This is a genomic window from Pseudomonas mosselii (genome assembly GCF_005796105.1).
GTDB classification, from domain to species: Bacteria; Pseudomonadota; Gammaproteobacteria; order Pseudomonadales; family Pseudomonadaceae; genus Aquipseudomonas; species Aquipseudomonas mosselii_C.
The window spans coordinates 19,861-36,623 of the sequence record NZ_VAUO01000018.1 but is presented as its reverse complement, the minus strand read 5'-3'; the positions used below and the strand labels follow the sequence as shown (position 1 = coordinate 36,623).

General features: G+C 62.1%; 16 protein-coding genes. 14 read left to right on the top strand and 2 right to left on the bottom strand.

Annotated elements, in window-relative coordinates:
• Positions 1-17: 17 nt before the first annotated feature.
• The 8 genes from FEM01_RS22340 (at position 18) to FEM01_RS22305 (ending at position 7,980) form a co-directional block, all read left to right on the top strand.
• On the top strand, positions 18-320 hold the full coding sequence (locus FEM01_RS22340; protein ID WP_138221630.1) for a c-type cytochrome: 303 nt from the start codon (positions 18-20) through the stop codon (positions 318-320).
• A gap of 31 nt (positions 321-351) precedes the next feature.
• Positions 352-969, top strand: a complete 618-nt coding sequence (locus FEM01_RS22335) for a c-type cytochrome (RefSeq protein WP_138221629.1) — start codon at positions 352-354, stop codon at positions 967-969.
• 151 nt (positions 970-1,120) lie between these two features.
• Positions 1,121-1,756: a thiol:disulfide interchange protein DsbA gene (gene dsbA, locus FEM01_RS22330; RefSeq protein ID WP_138221628.1), complete on the top strand. Its 636-nt coding sequence runs from the start codon at positions 1,121-1,123 to the stop codon at positions 1,754-1,756.
• Positions 1,757-1,767: 11 nt separating this feature from the next.
• Positions 1,768-2,622 carry an endonuclease/exonuclease/phosphatase family protein gene (locus FEM01_RS22325; protein ID WP_138221627.1) on the top strand — a complete coding sequence of 285 codons (855 nt, stop codon included), beginning with the start codon at positions 1,768-1,770 and terminating at the stop codon, positions 2,620-2,622.
• Between the two features lie 212 nt (positions 2,623-2,834).
• The gene (locus FEM01_RS22320; RefSeq protein ID WP_138221626.1) at positions 2,835-4,883 is read left to right on the top strand and encodes a diguanylate cyclase; all 2,049 of its coding nucleotides are present in this window, start codon (positions 2,835-2,837) and stop codon (positions 4,881-4,883) included.
• 123 nt (positions 4,884-5,006) lie between these two features.
• A complete protein-coding gene (locus tag FEM01_RS22315; RefSeq protein ID WP_138221625.1) occupies positions 5,007-5,396 on the top strand; it encodes a hypothetical protein in 390 nt (129 codons plus the stop codon).
• Positions 5,397-5,462: 66 nt separating this feature from the next.
• The gene (locus tag FEM01_RS22310; protein WP_205884558.1) at positions 5,463-6,239 is read left to right on the top strand and encodes an N-acetylmuramoyl-L-alanine amidase; all 777 of its coding nucleotides are present in this window, start codon (positions 5,463-5,465) and stop codon (positions 6,237-6,239) included.
• A gap of 124 nt (positions 6,240-6,363) precedes the next feature.
• A complete protein-coding gene (locus FEM01_RS22305; RefSeq protein WP_138221623.1) occupies positions 6,364-7,980 on the top strand; it encodes an EAL domain-containing protein in 1,617 nt (538 codons plus the stop codon).
• On the opposite strand, the gene FEM01_RS22300 is transcribed toward FEM01_RS22305, so the two are convergent.
• Positions 7,981-9,759, bottom strand: a complete 1,779-nt coding sequence (locus tag FEM01_RS22300; protein WP_138221622.1) for a KinB sensor domain-containing domain — start codon at positions 9,757-9,759, stop codon at positions 7,981-7,983. It abuts the gene before it with no gap.
• On the bottom strand, positions 9,756-11,102 hold the full coding sequence (gene algB, locus FEM01_RS22295) for a sigma-54-dependent response regulator transcription factor AlgB (RefSeq protein WP_138221621.1): 1,347 nt from the start codon (positions 11,100-11,102) through the stop codon (positions 9,756-9,758). The genes FEM01_RS22300 and algB overlap by 4 nt, the downstream gene beginning before the upstream one ends.
• A 207-nt stretch (positions 11,103-11,309) precedes the next feature.
• Between algB and FEM01_RS22290 the strand changes: the two genes are divergently transcribed.
• The 6 genes from FEM01_RS22290 to FEM01_RS22265 all read left to right on the top strand — a co-directional run bounded on the left by FEM01_RS22290 (position 11,310) and on the right by FEM01_RS22265 (position 16,692).
• Positions 11,310-12,131, top strand: a complete 822-nt coding sequence (locus tag FEM01_RS22290) for a BON domain-containing protein (protein WP_138221620.1) — start codon at positions 11,310-11,312, stop codon at positions 12,129-12,131.
• Positions 12,132-12,306: 175 nt separating this feature from the next.
• Positions 12,307-12,591, top strand: coding sequence for a hypothetical protein (locus FEM01_RS22285; protein ID WP_138221619.1), 285 nt, complete (start codon positions 12,307-12,309; stop codon positions 12,589-12,591).
• Positions 12,592-12,635: 44 nt separating this feature from the next.
• The gene (locus FEM01_RS22280; RefSeq protein ID WP_138221618.1) at positions 12,636-12,797 is read left to right on the top strand and encodes a DUF1328 domain-containing protein; all 162 of its coding nucleotides are present in this window, start codon (positions 12,636-12,638) and stop codon (positions 12,795-12,797) included.
• A gap of 3 nt (positions 12,798-12,800) precedes the next feature.
• On the top strand, positions 12,801-13,259 hold the full coding sequence (locus FEM01_RS22275; protein ID WP_138221617.1) for an inhibitor of vertebrate lysozyme family protein: 459 nt from the start codon (positions 12,801-12,803) through the stop codon (positions 13,257-13,259).
• A gap of 730 nt (positions 13,260-13,989) precedes the next feature.
• The gene (gene gltP, locus FEM01_RS22270) at positions 13,990-15,324 is read left to right on the top strand and encodes a glutamate/aspartate:proton symporter GltP (protein ID WP_138221616.1); all 1,335 of its coding nucleotides are present in this window, start codon (positions 13,990-13,992) and stop codon (positions 15,322-15,324) included.
• Positions 15,325-15,462: 138 nt separating this feature from the next.
• The gene (locus tag FEM01_RS22265; RefSeq protein WP_138221615.1) at positions 15,463-16,692 is read left to right on the top strand and encodes a nucleoside recognition domain-containing protein; all 1,230 of its coding nucleotides are present in this window, start codon (positions 15,463-15,465) and stop codon (positions 16,690-16,692) included.
• The last annotated feature ends 71 nt before the right edge of the window (positions 16,693-16,763 follow it).

The window sequence follows — 16,763 nt, the reverse complement described above, 5'->3', positions numbered from 1 at the left end:
CTGTCAGGTCGTTGCGCATGGCGAAATGGCTGCTTGCTGTCGGTGTGTTCCTGCCGATTTTCAGCGCACAGGCTACACAGGATCCCGAGGCGTTGTACAACCGCACGTGTGCGGCCTGTCACGCCGGACAGTTGCCACAGGCCCCCCAACGGGGTGACCGGGCAGCTTGGGAGCCGAGACTGGCGCAAGGCATGGCACAGCTGGTGGTGCATGTTACACAGGGTTTCAAGGCTATGCCGCCGCGTGGATTGTGCATGGACTGCAGTGCCGAGGACTACCGATTGGTCATCCTTTGGATGAGCGGCAGTCCCGATACATAACATTTCACCCTTAGCCGTGTTGGATTAGCTGATGAACAAACTATTCGTGAGTCTGCTGTTGACCATGGGGGTCGCAGGTGCGGCAAGTGCTGCCGATCCCATTAAAGGCGATGCCACTGCCGGTCAGGCCAAAACCGCTGTCTGTGGGGCCTGTCACAACCCTGACGGCAACAGCCTGGCACCGAACTTCCCCAAACTTGCAGGCCAGGGCCAGCGCTACCTCGAAAAACAGCTGCACGACATCCAGTCCGGCAAGCGTACGGTTCTGGAAATGACGGGCATGCTGGCCAACTTCAACGACCAGGACTTGGCCGATATCGCCGCCTACTTCTCCAGCCAGAAAGGTAGCGTCGGCGCCGCCGACCCTAAACTGGTGGAGCGCGGCCGCGCGCTGTTCAACGGCGGGGACCTCGAAAAAGGCATGCCTGCCTGCACCGGTTGCCACTCACCCAATGGCGCAGGCCTAGCCTTGGCCGGCTTCCCGCACTTGGGTGGCCAGCACGCGCAGTACGTGGCCAAGCAGCTCACTGACTTCCGCGAAGGCAATCGTACCAACGATGGCGATGCCATGACCATGCGCACCATCGCCGGCAAGCTCAGCAACAAGGATATCGAGGCTATCGCCAGCTATATCCAGGGCCTGCATTAACATTCGGTTAATGATGTCGGGCAAAGATGAAAGGGCAGCTTGGGCTGCCCTTTTTGCTGTTCATGGCCGTACACTACAGAACTCGCGCCCTTCCCGGCCTGTCTGAGCACAGGTCGCGTCGAGGCGACCAAAGACTGCTCAGGAGTAAAGCATGCGTAAACTGATTCTCAGCGCTGCACTGGTCGCCGCCAGCGCATTCGGTATGGCCACCGTGCAGGCCGCAGAGCCTGCAACCGCTGGCAAGCAGTACATCGAGCTGAGCAACCCGGTGCCTGTGTCCCAGCCCGGCAAGATCGAGGTCGTCGAACTGTTCTGGTACGGCTGCCCGCACTGCTACCACTTCGAGCCGACCCTCAACCCGTGGATCGACAAGTTGCCCAAGGACGTCAACTTCAAGCGCGTACCGGCCATGTTCGGTGGCCCATGGGATGCCCACGGCCAGATGTTCCTGACCCTCGAAGCCATGGGCGTCGAGCAGAAGGTGCATGCTGCGGTGTTCGATGCCATCCAGAACCAGCGCAAGCGCCTGACCGACCCGCAAGACATGGCGGACTTCCTGGCCACCCAGGGCGTCGACAAGGACAAGTTCCTCGCCACTTTCAATTCCTTCGCCATCAAGGGCCAGGTCAACCAAGCCAAAGAGCTGGCCAAGAAGTACGAAATCACCGGCGTGCCGAGCATGGTAGTCAACGGCAAGTACCGCTTCGACCTGGGTACCGCCCAAGGGCCGGAAGGCGTGCTGAACGTCGCTGACCAACTGATCGCCAAGGAGCGCGCCGCTAAGTAAGCGGCGCCAGCATGGGCCGCTTTCGCACCTCACGCGTCGTCGGTTTGCACCAGCCGCAGGTCAACGAGCATCACCTACAGGCCTCGGGCCTGCCGGAGGATGGTCGTCTGCGGCTGCTCAGTTTCAATATCCAGGTCGGTATCAGCACCGAGCGCTATCGCCACTACCTGACCCGCAGCTGGCAACACGTGCTGCCGCACAACGGCCGCGCCGGCAACTTGCAGAAGATCGGCGACCTGCTGGCTGACTTCGACCTGGTGGCGTTGCAGGAAGCCGATGGCGGCAGCCTGCGCTCGGGCTACGTCAATCAGGTGGAACACCTCGCGCAGCTGGGCGCGTTCCCCTACTGGTATCAACAGCTCAACCGCAACCTCGGGCGTTTTGCCCAGCACAGCAACGGTGTGCTCAGCCGCCTAAAGCCGCAACATCTCGAAGACCATCCACTTCCCGGCCCGGCGGGTCGTGGTGCGATTCTGGTGCGTTTTGGCGAGGGCGAGGACGCGCTGATCGTGGTGATGATGCACTTGGCCCTGGGCGCCAAGACCCGCGTGCGGCAGTTGGCCTATATACGTGAGCTGATCGGCGGCTACCGCCACCAGATTCTCATGGGTGACATGAACACCCATGCCAATGACCTGCTCGAGCATTCGCCCCTGCGCGACCTGGGTCTGATCGCGCCGCACGTCGAAGCCACTTTCCCCAGTTGGCGACCGCAGCGCTGCCTGGACCATATCCTGCTCAGCCCAAGCCTTACCCTCGAGCGCGTCGAGGTACTGGCACAGCCGATTTCCGATCACCTTCCGGTTGCCGTCGAGATCCGATTGCCTGATGCATTGACTGTGGATACGCTGCCGGTCCTGACCTAGTGCCTTGTGTCGGAAATCAGCTGTTCACGTTGGCGTAGCGCTGCCGTGAAGGGTTGCGGCGTCGTGTCGGGCAACCCTCCCGGGCCCTGCCGCGGCCCGCGCCGGTGTTTCCCGCACAGATCATTAGCGTCAGGAGGACTCAAGCGTTTGGCATTGGCGCCGAAACGGAGTCATCACTGGGCGAGAAGCCCTCACCGGATGCGGATCCAGGCATGACCCAAGAAGCCGAGCGCTGGAAAGAAAAGTACCTCAAGAGCATCGAGCAGCAGGAGAAGCTCGAACGGCGCTGGGAAGCGCGTCTCGACTTGCTGCGTCGCGGCCTGGTGCGCAGCACCCTGGCGGCGGAGGGGAGTGACAAGATCGTCGACCAGTGCATGAAGGAAATGCGCGAGGTGATCCGCAGCGACAACATGGACGCAGGCCTTGCCGGGCTGATTCCGCGTCTGGAACAAGCCGTGCTCGACTCCGAGCAGCGCCGCGAAACCCGCATGAACCAAGTCAGCGATGCGTTGAACGCGCTGGTCACCCAGTTGCAGACCCTGCCGCTGCCCGGCGATGTGTCGCGCTCCTTGAAGAAACTCGCGAAAAAGCTCGACGGCGGGGTCGCTCAGTCCCGCGACTTGCCGCCCTTGCTCGGCGAACTCAGTGGCCTGCAGGGCAAGGCTCTGAATGCGCTGAGCAAACCTGATGAGGAGGCACGCCCTGGCCTGCTTCAGCGCCTGTTCGGTGGTCGCGAGCAGAACCCGCAAGTTTCAGGGGATACCGACGTGCCCCGCGATATGCCTGGCTTGCCGAGCGTGCTGCCACAAACGCCCACGCCGGCGGCGGAGCAAGCGCAGGAAGTGCAGGAAATGCCACAGGATGCCGATGAACTGCATCCCCTGCCCACGCCTGCCCCTGCGGCTGGCGCGCAGGTGGTGGTTGAGGCAACTGGGCAGGCTTCGCTCGCTCATGTCGAGGTGCCTGGCCCGGCACCGATCACGGCTGAGCCAGCGTCAGCGCTCGAGGTTCTGCAAAACACTGCGTCGGGCGGTGCCGATGAACCTGCGACGATGGCTGAGCCCGAATCTGAAAGCGCGCAAGCTGCGAGCGAATCCCCGAACCAGGCGCCAGCCGAAATCGTATCAGTGCTGCCACCTAGCGCTGCACCGGATGGCGAGGACATCATCGAGGGCGAGGACGGCCCCTACGCCCTGCCTGACGCTGTCGAGCCGCCTTACAGTCAGGTGGCCGCGCATATCGAGCAGACCCTTATCGGTTTGCTCGATGACCTCAGCTTGCCTGAGCGCCATAAGGCCCAAGCCTTGGAGATGCGCGAGCGCGTTGCGCGTGGGCTGAACTGGTACGAGCTGATCCCGGTGCTGGATGATCTGGCGGTACTCATGCTGGCGATCACAGACAGCGGTCAGCATGAATTCGAAGCCTATCTGCAGCAGCTCAACGAGCGTCTGGACAGTTTCCAGAGCCACCTGCACGAAGCCAGTGCCGGTCACGCTGACAACAGCTTCGTTGCCCGCGAGCTGGACAGCCAGCTTCGCGAGCAGGTCGACGGCCTGCAGAGCAGCGTGCAGGATGCAGCGGATGTGGACAGCCTCAAGCACATTCTGGAAAACCGTCTTGAAGGCTTGCTCGGGACCATGGACCAGCACCAGCTCGAACGCGACCGCCGCGAGCAGGAACTGGCCGGTCGCCTGCAAGGGTTGGTCGAGCGGGTTGCGAGTATGGAGCAGGAGGCACTGGGTTACCGCGAGCACCTCGAAGAGCAGCGGCAGAAGGCGATGGTCGATCCGCTGACTGGCCTGCCCAACCGTGCAGCCTGGTCCGAGCAGCTTGAGCGTGAGGTACTCGACTGGCAGGAAAACGGTGGCCATTTGGCCATGGCTATCCTCGACCTCGATCATTTCAAGCGAATCAACGACGGATATGGCCACCTGGCCGGTGACAAGGTACTGAAGATCGTCGCCGAGCAGTTGCGCAAACGCCTGCGCGGACGTGACTTCATCGCGCGTTTTGGCGGCGAGGAGTTCGTCCTGCTGCTGCCACAGACATCGCCGCCGGCTGCTGCGCAGGTCGCTGAAGCGTTGCGTGCGGCGGTCGAGGCGTGCCCGTTCCACTTCAAGGGCGAGCGGGTGGTGATCACCACGTCGATTGGCGTGAGTGCGTTCCGTTCCGGCGAGCGCGGCGACCAGGTGCTCAAGCGCGCCGACGAGGCGTTGTACCGGGCCAAGGACAGTGGGCGTAACCGGGTGGAGCAGGCATGAAGCTGCCCTTACCCGGCTGTATGTAGTTACCGCAGCGACCTACCTGGATTCATCGAACATCACCGCACTGGGCCTGGCTGAAGCATCAGGCCTGCGCGGTGATTCAGGTAGAAGGTGAAAAACATGACGCTCAAGCGTTTGCTCAGCGCGCTGCTGCTGACGATGGGATTGCAGTGTGTCGTCCAGGCGGCCCCGCAAATATTCACGGCGCACATCAGTGCACGTGGCTATGTAGTGAAGCAGTCACCAGACTGGATCACTGAGGTCAAACGTTATACGCGGCAAGACATTACCGAATACACCCTGCTGCTGGATGAGGGTGTCACGCAAGGCGATCCGACCTTCTGCAGCATGTCCCCTATCGATGTAGGTACTTATGAACGGCTGATTCATGGCCAGGGCAAGGTCATCGGAGCGGCCTCGGCGGGGATGGTGAGGGTCGCGACTCGCTTGGTGGGGCTGGAGGCGCCCGGTGACGGGGCGATGCAGTTTCAGCTCATGTGTGTTCGTTGAGGCAGTGGATCAAGAGCACGTTATACTGTAGCGCTGTTGTCCGCTGACCATGACGTGCTCCTTGCAATGAAAACACTTCTCACCGCCCTGCTTTTGCTTGCCCTGGCCGGTTGCGCCAGTGGCCTGCGCATCGACCGCAGCCACCCTTCGGTCAACCAGGACAGCCGGATCCAGTTCGTCGTCCTGCACTACACCAACGCATCGCTTGAGCGTTCGCTGGCCTTGTTGACCCACGGTGAGGTGAGCAGTCACTACCTGATTGGCGACGGACCTGCCACGGTCTATCAACTGGTGGATGAAAGCCGTCGCGCCTGGCACGCCGGTGAAAGCCAGTGGGAAGGCCGTACCTGGCTCAACTCCACCTCGATTGGCATCGAGATCGTCAACCCGGGCTACACCGACACCCCGAACGGCAGGGTCTGGCACCCATACAGCGAAGCGCAGGTGCAAGCGTTGATCGCCTTGCTCAAGGACATTGTCAAACGCAACGGCATCAGCCCAAGACACATCATCGGACACAGCGATATCGCGCCCCTGCGCAAGCTCGACCCGGGCCCGATGTTCCCGTGGAAGCGCCTGGCCGATGCGGGGCTGGGGATCTGGCCCGACGCCAGCGCGGTGGCTCGCCAGCAGGTGTACTTCGAGGCCAACCCGCCGACGGTTGGCTGGTATCAGCAGCAATTGGCGCGCTTTGGCTACGCCATCGACCAGACCGGCGAGCTGGACGTGGCCACCCGCCACGTGATTGCCGCGTTCCAGATGCGCTTCCGCCCGCAACGCTTCGATGGTATGCCCGACGCCCAGACCGCCGCCATGCTGCAGGTGCTCAACCGCCAGCGGTAATCTGTAGGCGATCACGCAGCCTGGCAGGGCTGGCTGACTTTGTACGGGCAATTCAGCCCGCCCAACGGCTGAGCCAGCCTGCCGTTCCGTTGCTATACCTTTGGTATTCAACTGGATGCCGTGCATGCTCGCCCTCACTGCCGCAGTGCGCCAATTTTTTCACCGTCCCTGGCCGTTGGCGGTGCTCGCGGCCTCGGCCAGTGCCGCGCTGCTGTTGGCTGCCAGCGTGGGGGTGACGTTGCAGCAGATGCGCCAGAGCGAAATCGCCCAAATGAACGCGCGTGGCGAGCGCTTTCTCGACCGGCTCGAACAGGTATTCGGCCAGTTGCGCGAAGGGGTCGATCAATTGCAGGCCCAGCCGCTGCGCGGTTGCAGCCAGGCGATGTTGCGCCAGTTGCAGCAGGTGGCATTGGCGTCCCGCTTCATTTACGAGACCGCCTACGTTGACTCGCAGGTCGCCTGTTCCAACCGCGGGGAGCGACTGGTCGAGCCATTGCGCGGCCCGGATATCCAAGGCCCCACCTATAGCTACTGGCTCAATACCACCACCGAACCCAACGAAAACCTCGCGGCCTTGATGCTGGGGCGGGGAAACTTCCTGGTGTCCACCTCGCGCGGGCACCTGACCGACGTGGTCGACCTGCCGCCAGGCGGCAGCCTGCTGGTGGTGCTCGACCGAGGGAGCCGGGCGATTCCGGTACTGGGCCCGGCACAAACCTGGCCTCCTACCGCCGACTGGCCGCCGCCCTCGCACAAGTCGTTGTTCGAGCTCAATGACCGGCTGGTTTACCGGATGGCCACCAAGTCGCCGGATTACCAACTGGTGCTGATCGCCCCTCGGGCCGGCCTGCCGCTCAGGCTCAATGGCATGCTGTGGTTGCTGTTCCCCGGCAGCCTGGTGCTGGCTTGCTGCATTGGCTGGCTGGTGCTGCAAGTGATCCAGCAGCGCCGCTCGATGAGTTCGGAGCTACAGAACGCGCTGCGCCGTAGCGAGTTACAGGTGCTCTATCAGCCGATCTTCGAACTCGACAGCCGGCGTTGCGTGGGTGCAGAGGCACTGGTGCGCTGGCGCCGCCCGGATGGCAGCCTGACCAGCCCGGACTTGTTCATCCCGCTGGCGGAGAACACCGGGCAGATCCGCCAAATCACCGATTTCGTGCTGCAACGGGTGCTCGAACAACTGGGCCAGCTATTGCGCGCCAACTGCCAGCTGTACATCTCGGTCAACCTGGCTGCCTGCGATGTGATGGCACCGCGCATCGGTCGGGTCGCGGCCAAGCTGTTGGCCCAGCATCGGGTAGCTGCGCGCCAGATCGCCTTCGAGGTGACTGAGCGTGGGCTGATCGATGTGGTGGTAGCCCGCGACAACCTGCAAGCGTTGCGCGCATCCGGGCATCAGGTGTTGATCGACGATTTCGGCACCGGCTATTGCAGCCTGGCGTATTTGCAGACCCTGCCGGTGGATTGCCTGAAGATCGACAAGGCGTTCATCGACGCCCTGGGTCACGATGCGGCGAGCAGCGGTGTGGCGCCGCACATCATCCGCATGGCGCATGACCTGCACCTGCGGGTAATTGCCGAAGGTATCGAGAGCGAGGAGCAAGCGGCATTGCTCAGCGGCGAAGGGGTCCGCTATGGCCAGGGCTGGCTGTTCGCCCATCCGCTCAGCGCCCGGCAGTTCATCGAACTGATCACCCGTGGTCGGCGAGTGCTGGGGCGCAGGCTCGATGATGAACCCTGATCAGACCGGCAGGGCCATGTAGAACTGGGTACCCTGCCCCGGTCGTGAAAACACCCCCATGCGCCCGCCGTGCAACTGCACGATCTCCTTGCACAGTGCCAGCCCGAGTCCGGCGCCGCCTTTCTTGCGCCCCACCTGTACGAATGGCTCGAATATGCGGCCCTGCTGCCCGTAGGCGATGCCCTCGCCATTGTCCTCGACGCTGATGATCACCCGCTCGGCGTGCCGGCGCGCATGCAGGCGGATGTGTCCACCGTTGGGGGTATGGCGGATGGCGTTGTTCAGCAGGTTGTCCAGCACCCGGTCGAGCTGGGCGATATCGGCTTGGATGCGTGGCAATGGTGGTTCAAGCTCGCGGATCAGTTCGATCTGTTTCTCCGCCGCTTGTGCGGCGAAGCGCGCCTCGGCACGCTCGAACAGCTCGTCGAGGACGCAGGGCGCCAGGTCCAGCTTCTGCAGGCCACTCTGGTAGCGGGAGAAGTTGAGCAGATCGTGGATCAACTGGGTCAGGCGCTGCATTTCTTCGCCGATGGTTTCCAACAGGTCGTACTCGCGGGTTTGCGGGGCGAAGCGCAGGCGCTCGCGCAGCAGGCCGAAGGCCATGTGCATACCGGTGACCGGGGTGCGCAATTCGTGAGAGGCGCGCAGCACGAACTCGCTGCGTACGCGTTCGAACGCGCGCTGCTCGGTGACGTCGTGTAGCACCATCACCGCGCCGAGGATCGGTCCTTGTGGGTGGCTGACCGGGGTCAGGCTGTAGGTCAGCAGGCGGCTTTCATCATCCACCTCAAGGCTCAAGTCTTCCGGCGGGCGATCCAGGCTGCCGCCACGCAGTACCTGGCGCATTTGCTGCTCCAGCTCAGGGCGTTGCAGCGCTTGGGCAAGGCTCACCCCCAGGCGGCTAGAGTCCCAGCCAAGCTGGCGCTGCGCGACCGGATTGAGGTGTTCCAGGCAGCCTTTGCGGTCGATGATCAGCAAGCCGTCGTCGATACTGTCGAGTACCGCTTGCAGGCGTTGCTGGCCGGCCAGCAACTCATCGACGTTAGTTGCCTGGTGTTTACGCAGCGCTTCGGCCATCAAGCCGAAACGGCGGGTGAGCTGGTTCAGCTCGGCGGCCTGGGTTATCGGCAGGGTCACTTCGAAATTGCCTTGCCCCACTTGGTCGGCGGCCTTGGCTAAGGCCTCGATAGGCGCGCCGAAGCGGCGTGCGATGTTGTGCGCGGTGATAAAGCCTAGCACCAGCACGGTCAACCCCATCAGCCCCAGTACGCCACTGACAAGCAGTGCCCGGTCGCGTGCGTGCTCTTCGCTACGGGTGATGTGTTCCAGGGCTTGGCGGTGCGAGTCGAGCAGGTCGGTGCGGACCTGGTTGAACGCGGCGCCCAGCGGTTGATCCAAGCCCATGCTGTGGGCTGGCGCCGCGCTTTGCCGATAGGCCTGTAGAAACGCTTGGTAGTTGCTGCTGGCCTGGCTGAAAGCTGCACGTTCGCCGCCCTCTTCAAGGCCTTGCTCAAGCAGGCTCTGGAAGCGCTCCTGAAGGGCGCTCAGGTTTTGCGGATTGGCATCGTCGTCGAGGATAAGGGTGAGCTGTTCACCCAGGTTCTGTCGCAGTTGCAGGCCAAGCGACAGCGTATGGTTGGTGTCCTGCACCAGGCGTTGCTGCACGCTGGCCATCTGCAGCACGCTGACCAGCCCCAGCAGCAACCCTAGCAGGGCCACCGTGACCAAGACCGAGGTGCTGAGAAACAGCCGCGTACGCAGCTTCATCTGCCATTTCATAGGTTGTACTGCTTGCGTTTGCGGTACAGCGTGGAGGCGTCGATACCCAGGGTCTTGGCGGCCTGGTCGAGGGTGTCGCTGGCGGCCAGCACCGCGCCGATGTGGGCCCGCTCAAGTTCGTCCAGGCTCATCGCGGCGCCGACTTTAGGCGCGTTATTGGCTGGTTGCTCGCCCATGCCCAGGTGGCTGACTTCAACGCGCTCCTGCGGGCAGATGATGCTGGCACGCTCGATCACGTTGCGCAGCTCGCGGATGTTACCCGGCCAGCGGTAGTTGAGCAGCGCACTGCGCGCTTCTTCGCTGAAGCCCCGGGCCGGGCGCGAATACTCCTTGACGAAGCGGGCGAGAAAGCGGTCAGCCAGGGTCAGGATGTCCTCGCTGCGCTCGCGCAGTGGCGGCAGGTGCAGGGTGATCACATTCAGGCGGTACAGCAGGTCTTCACGGAAACGGCTTTCGCGGACCATTTCTTCAAGGTTGAGGTTGGTCGCCGCGAGGATGCGCACGTCGGCACGGCGGGTCACTGGGTCGCCGACACGTTCGTACTCCTTGTCCTGGATGAACCGCAGCAGCTTGGGTTGAAGCGTGAGGGGAAAATCGCCGATCTCGTCGAGAAACAGCGTACCGCCATCGGCCTGGCTAACCCGCCCGAGGGTGCTCTCGCTGGCACCGGTGAAAGCGCCACGGGTGTGGCCGAACAGTTCGCTCTCCATTAACTCGGCATTGAGCGATGGACAGTTGATGGTCACGCAGGCCTTGCGTGCACGCTTGCTCCAACCGTGGATGGCCCTGGCCAGTTCCCCTTTACCGGTTCCCGACTCGCCCAGGATGAGGATATTGGCATCGGTGGTCGCCACCTGTCGGGCGGTTTCAAGCACCGCCATCATCGCCGGGCTGTGCGAGTCCAAGCCGTCCTTGGGCTTGCGCACTTCGCCTTCGAGCGCTTCCAGGCGCGCCGAAAGGTGGCGCATTTCCAATTGTTTGGAGGTCGCCAAACGCAATTGATCTGGGCTGCATGGCTTGACCAGGTAATCGGCGGCGCCAGCCTGGATAGCGTCCACGGCGGTATCGATCGCCGAGTGGGCCGTGACGATCACGACCCGCATCCAAGGCGCTTGTACGCGCATCTGCGCCAATACATCCAGGCCATTGTCCTCGCCAAGGCGCAGGTCGAGGAAACACAGGTCGAACACCTGGCGCTGCAACAAGGTCTCAGCTTGGGCAGCGCTGTTGGCGGTGGCCACGCTGTACCCCTCATCTTCGAGGCAGTAGCGGAAGGTGCGCAGGATCGCGGACTCGTCATCCACCAACAGAATGCGGCCTTGTTTGTCCTGGGATGAATCCATTTCCTACGCTCCTTTGGGAAAGATCTCAATTAGTGTCGGAAAAATCGGGCAAGTTGCATGGTCAATTCTGATTGATTCTGCGGCACGCATGCTACCCGGATGCAGTGGTGATGGCTAAGTGGCTGTTTATATTAATTTTTTTGATTTTTTTGGAGGGCCTGAAGGTTGTAAAGGCCCCGATTCGAAGTGTTCGACAGGAGATCATTCATGTTCTTTTCCCCTCGCTCAATCGTCTTGGCGTGCTGCCTCTTGCCGCTGAGTGTCATGGCCAGCGCCGACCCGGTGCAGGATGCGCGCCTGGAGGGCGCCTTGCAGACCGCGCTGTCGCTCAATCGCCTGCTCAACCCCTTTCCGATAAAGGTAGAAGTCGATGGCAGCCAGGCGCGCTTGACCGGTGAAGTGGAGAACCCGGTCGAGCGCGACCTTGCCGAGCGGGTGGCGATGGCCACCCGCGGCATTGAACAGGTCGATAACCAATTGCGCGTCAACCCGGCGCTGAGCGAGCGCTCCTTGGAACCTCGCGCCTATGCCCAGCGCGTGGAGGACGCCACGCTTGGTGCGGTGATCCGCGCACGCCTGTTGTGGAGCCGGGTCACCGAGCAGGCGCCGATCGAGGTGCAAAGCCGCGAGGGTGTGGTGACCTTGCGCGGCAAGGTCGACAGCACCGAGGCCAAGGAACTGGCCGGAGTGCTGGCGCGTACCACCGACGGAGTCTACCTGGTCAACAACCTGGTCAGCTTGGACAGCACTGCTTTGGCCAAGGCCCGCGAGAAGCCCGTGGATGCCCCGGCCGGGCCGCAGCCTGCCGACAGCTGGATCGTCGACAAGATCCAGACCAGCTACCGCTTCAGCCGCAACCTCGATGGTTTGAACATCAAGGTCGTCAGCGAGCAGGGCATGGTGCGTTTGTCTGGTGAGGTGGTCAGCAGCGAGCAGCGCACTATCGCCGTGGAGGTGGCGCGACAGGTCGTGGGTGTACGCGGCGTTGACGCGGATCTGCTCAAGGTGGCGACCAAGGTCGAGGGCTGAATCGTGCAAAACGCACGGCTCGCCGAAGGGGCATCGTGCAAGATACGTCCCCGAGCTATTTGGTAATGTTTTTAACTTATTGATTAATAAGGATTTTATTTAGAAAACAAGACTGGCATGCAGGCTGCAGTGACGTACTCAGGTTTACACAACAAGTACAGCAGGAGGAGCCGGCATGAACCGCCCAACCGCCAACCGCACGCAGTCCGCCGTATTGCCCATTCGCCAGATGCTGTTCCTCGGCATGGCGGTGCTGCTCACCTTGGCGGCCGGTCAGTTCTACTACAGCGTGCAGACTGCTCGGCTGGCCGAGCAGGTCGCGGCGCAGACCGCGCTGTTGACTGAGTTGCGCGCGACCCGTGCCAACACCTTGGTCAGGGCAGCCGAGCCGCTGCCGGCTGCCGACACCGCCCCGGCTGTCCTTGAAACCGTCGTACCGCAGGAGCGCTGGGTGTTCTAACCCAACGACGACCGATTTCGCACACGCAAGAAAGGAGAAACATCATGCTGAGTTGGGCCATCACTTTCCTGATCATCGCCATCATTGCTGCTGTGCTGGGCTTCGGTGGTATCGCCGGTGCTGCGACCGGTATCGCGAAGATTCTGTTCATCATCTTCCTGGTGCTGTTCGTCGCTTCCTTCTTCTTCGGACGTCGCAGGGGCTGAACCATGAAGAGGATCCTGGCCGGCGCCCTGCTGTTGGGCGCCGTCAGCACGGCCATGGCAGCCAACGACGGCCAGGCCCGTGTCGATGAGTTGCTGGGTCAGGACGCCCAGTACCGGACAGCCTGGCAAGGCGCGATCAAGGGCGAGGAGCGCCTGCCCGAGTGGGTGATCAACCTCAGTGGCAGTGCGCCCTTGCAGATGTCGGCGGTCACCGAGGACGGCGACCGTTACTTGGTCGGCCCGTTGTGCGAGTCCGCTGACAACTGCACCTACAAGCGCTTGATCGTGGCTTTCAGCTGGGACAAGGATGCGGCCTACGGGATGCTCGTGGAGGTTCCCGAAGGCTTGCCATCGGATAAGTCGCCCACCCGTCACGCGGATTACCGCTGGCTGGGCAAGCCCGATGACGGCATGAAGGCGTTGCTCAAGGAGCAACTCAAGCGTGATCCGAACTGGTACTGAAGCGGGCCACGCATTGTCACGAAATAGAAGCCGAACCTTTCTATCTTTCTGGCTTCTATGATGCGCCGCCTCGAAGAGAGGTGGCGTATGACCAGGGGGCCGGGCTGTTCTGATCGATGCAGGATCGGAGTGGCCTAGGGGTACAGGGAGTACCTCCTTGATGGGCCGGGTCAGGAGAGGGTGGCATCGGGAGCTGCAGATCGGCCAGGGCCTGCGTGGTGCAGGGGCCGATCTGGCTTCCGAAGCGCCTGTCGGTGAAAACCGACTTACAGGTGTGCGCCTGTCCTCGAAGAAACATTTTGTCGCGACCGTACATCTAATTTTTTTCGGCTGTCCGAGCGGTCAGCTCAGGCGGTATTTCGGCCATTCGGATTGTCGAACACGCCATTTTCCCCTTCCAGTTCATACCGTCAAATCTGCCGAAAAATGGCGGTTCGGCCCTGTTCGGAAATCCGAACGCTTAAAATCAAGGGTTTGACGATGCCCGATTTCAGCGCTGAGTCTCATGCCGATTCTGCATAGGGTAGTCGTTTCAGGCATTAGACTGGCCCCTCTCCCATCGCAATAGTTGCCGCCTTTTTTACCTGGCCCGAGCCCCTTCAAGGCGAGCTCGCGGTAAACCTACATGGGGCCACCATGCCTGCACAGCCCTTCTCCAACTGCCTACTAAAGGCTCTGGGACGAGGCTTTGCGGTGGGTGACTGTGACCACTACAACAAAGGGTAATGACATGAAGAAGGCAAAACTGAGCCTCGCCTGGCAGATCGTCATCGGTCTGGTACTGGGCGTTGCAGTCGGCGCGCTACTGAATCATTTCAGTGCAGAAAAGGCATGGTGGATCAGCAACGTCCTCCAGCCCGCTGGCGACATCTTCATTCGCCTGATCAAGATGATCGTCGTCCCGATCGTGATCTCGTCGCTGATCGTGGGCATCGCCGGGGTAGGCGACGCGAAGAAACTGGGCAGTATCGGCCTGAAGACGATTGTTTACTTCGAAGTGGTGACCACCATCGCCATCGTCGTTGGTCTGGTGCTGGCCAACGTGTTCCACCCAGGCGCTGGCATCGACATGAGCACTCTGGGCACCGTCGACATCTCCAAGTACCAGGCCACTGCGGCCGAGGTGCAGCATGAGCATGCGTTCATCGAAACCCTGCTCAACCTGATTCCGTCGAATATCTTCGCAGCGCTGATGCGTGGCGAGATGCTGCCGATCATCTTCTTCTCGGTGATGTTCGGCATGGGCTTGTCGAGCCTCAACGCCGAGCTGCGCGAGCCGCTGGTGCGTACCTTCCAGGGCGTGTCGGAGACCATGTTCAAGGTCACCCACATGATCATGAACTACGCCCCAATCGGCGTGTTCGCCCTGATCGCCGCCACCGTCGCCAACTTTGGCTTCGCTTCGCTGCTGCCGCTGGCCAAGCTGGTGCTGCTGGTGTACTTCGCCATCGCCTTCTTCGCCTTCATGGTGCTGGGCTTGGTGGCACGTGTGTTCGGCTTCTCGATCATCAAGATCATGCGCATCATGAAGGACGAGCTGATCCTCGCCTACTCCACCTCCAGCTCCGAGACCGTGCTGCCGCGCGTGATCGAGAAGATGGAGAAGTACGGCGCGCCGAAGTCGATCTGCTCGTTCGTGGTGCCGACCGGTTACTCGTTCAACCTTGATGGCTCGACCCTGTACCAGAGCATCGCGGCGATCTTCATTGCCCAGCTTTACGGCATCGACCTGTCGATTGGCCAGCAGTTGATGCTGGTACTGACCCTGATGGTTACTTCCAAGGGCATCGCCGGGGTTCCGGGCGTATCGTTCGTGGTCCTGCTGGCTACCCTGGGCAGCGTGGGCATCCCGTTGGAAGGCCTGGCGTTCATCGCCGGTGTCGACCGCATCATGGACATGGCCCGTACCGCACTGAACGTGGTTGGCAACGCCTTGGCCGCGGTGGTCATCGCCAAGTGGCAAGGCATGTACGACAGCGCCAAGGGCGAGGCTTACTACGCGTCGCTGGCGCTGGCAAAAAGCAACAAGGCGGCTGCGGTCGCCGGCCAGACCGCCAACCAATAAGACGGCTGCGCTGAAAATAGAAAGCCCCGACTCGTCGGGGCTTTCTGCATTTGCAGTGCCATGCGCTCCCACGGTAGGCGAATGATTCGAGGCGATCTTGCGCTATCATTCGGGCATTTTTCACAGGGGAACTCACGGATGCTCAACGGTCTGTGGCTCGGCTTTTTCCTGGTGGCGGCCATCTCCGCCCTGCTCCAATGGCTGGTGGGCGGTAATGCCGGTATCTTCGCCGCGATGGTCGAGAGCATCTTCGCCATGGCCAAGCTATCGGTGGAGGTCATGGTCCTGCTGTTCGGCACCCTGACGCTGTGGCTGGGTTTTCTGAAGATCGCCGAGAAGGCCGGTATCGTCGAATGGTTGGCCAAGGTGCTCGGCCCGCTGTTCGCCCGCTTGATGCCCGAAGTGCCGCCTGGCCACCCTGCCTTGGGCCTGATCACCATGAACTTCGCCGCCAACGGCCTGGGCCTGGACAACGCCGCCACACCCATCGGGCTCAAGGCCATGCGTGCCCTGCAGGAACTCAACCCCAGCAGCACTACGGCCAGCAACGCGCAGATTCTGTTCCTGGTACTCAATGCCTCGTCGCTGACCCTGCTGCCGGTGACCATCTTCATGTACCGCGCCCAGCAAGGAGCCACCGACCCGACCTTGGTGTTCCTGCCGATCCTGCTGGCTACCAGTGCGTCGACCTTGGTCGGCCTGCTGTCGGTAGCGGTGATGCAGCGTCTGCGCCTGTGGGACCCGGTGGTGCTGGCCTATCTAATCCCCGGTGCTTTGCTGCTGGGCGGTTTCATGGCGTTTCTCGGCACCTTGTCGGCTGCCGCGTTGGCGAGCCTGTCGTCGATCCTCGGTAACCTGACGTTGTTCGGGGTGATCATGCTGTTCCTGGTGATCGGCGCCTTGAAGCGCGTGAAAGTGTATGAGGCGTTCGTCGAGGGGGCCAAGGAAGGTTTTGATGTGGCCAAGGGCCTGTTGCCCTACCTGGTGGCGATGCTGGTCGCCGTGGGCGTGCTGCGTGCCTCGGGCGCTCTGGAGCTGGCGTTGGACGGCATCCGCCATGCGGTGAATGCGCTGGGTCTGGACGCCCGCTTCGTTGAAGGCCTGCCCACGGCGCTGGTCAAGCCGTTCTCCGGCAGCGCTGCACGGGCCATGTTGATCGAGACCATGCAGACCCATGGCGTGGACAGCTTCCCCGCATTGGTGGCCGCGACCATCCAAGGCAGTACCGAAACTACCTTCTACGTGCTTGCGGTGTACTTCGGCGCGGTGGGTATCCAGCGGGTGCGCCACGCCGTCGGTTGCGCCCTGCTGGCCGAGCTGTGCGGAGTAATCGCGGCGATCTTCGTCTGCTACTGGTTCTTTGCCTGAGCCGGGTATCGGACCGGGCAAGCGCAGGCTGTTCAGGTGCGTGCGTACTGAGCGGGCGCTGGGCGCAGGAC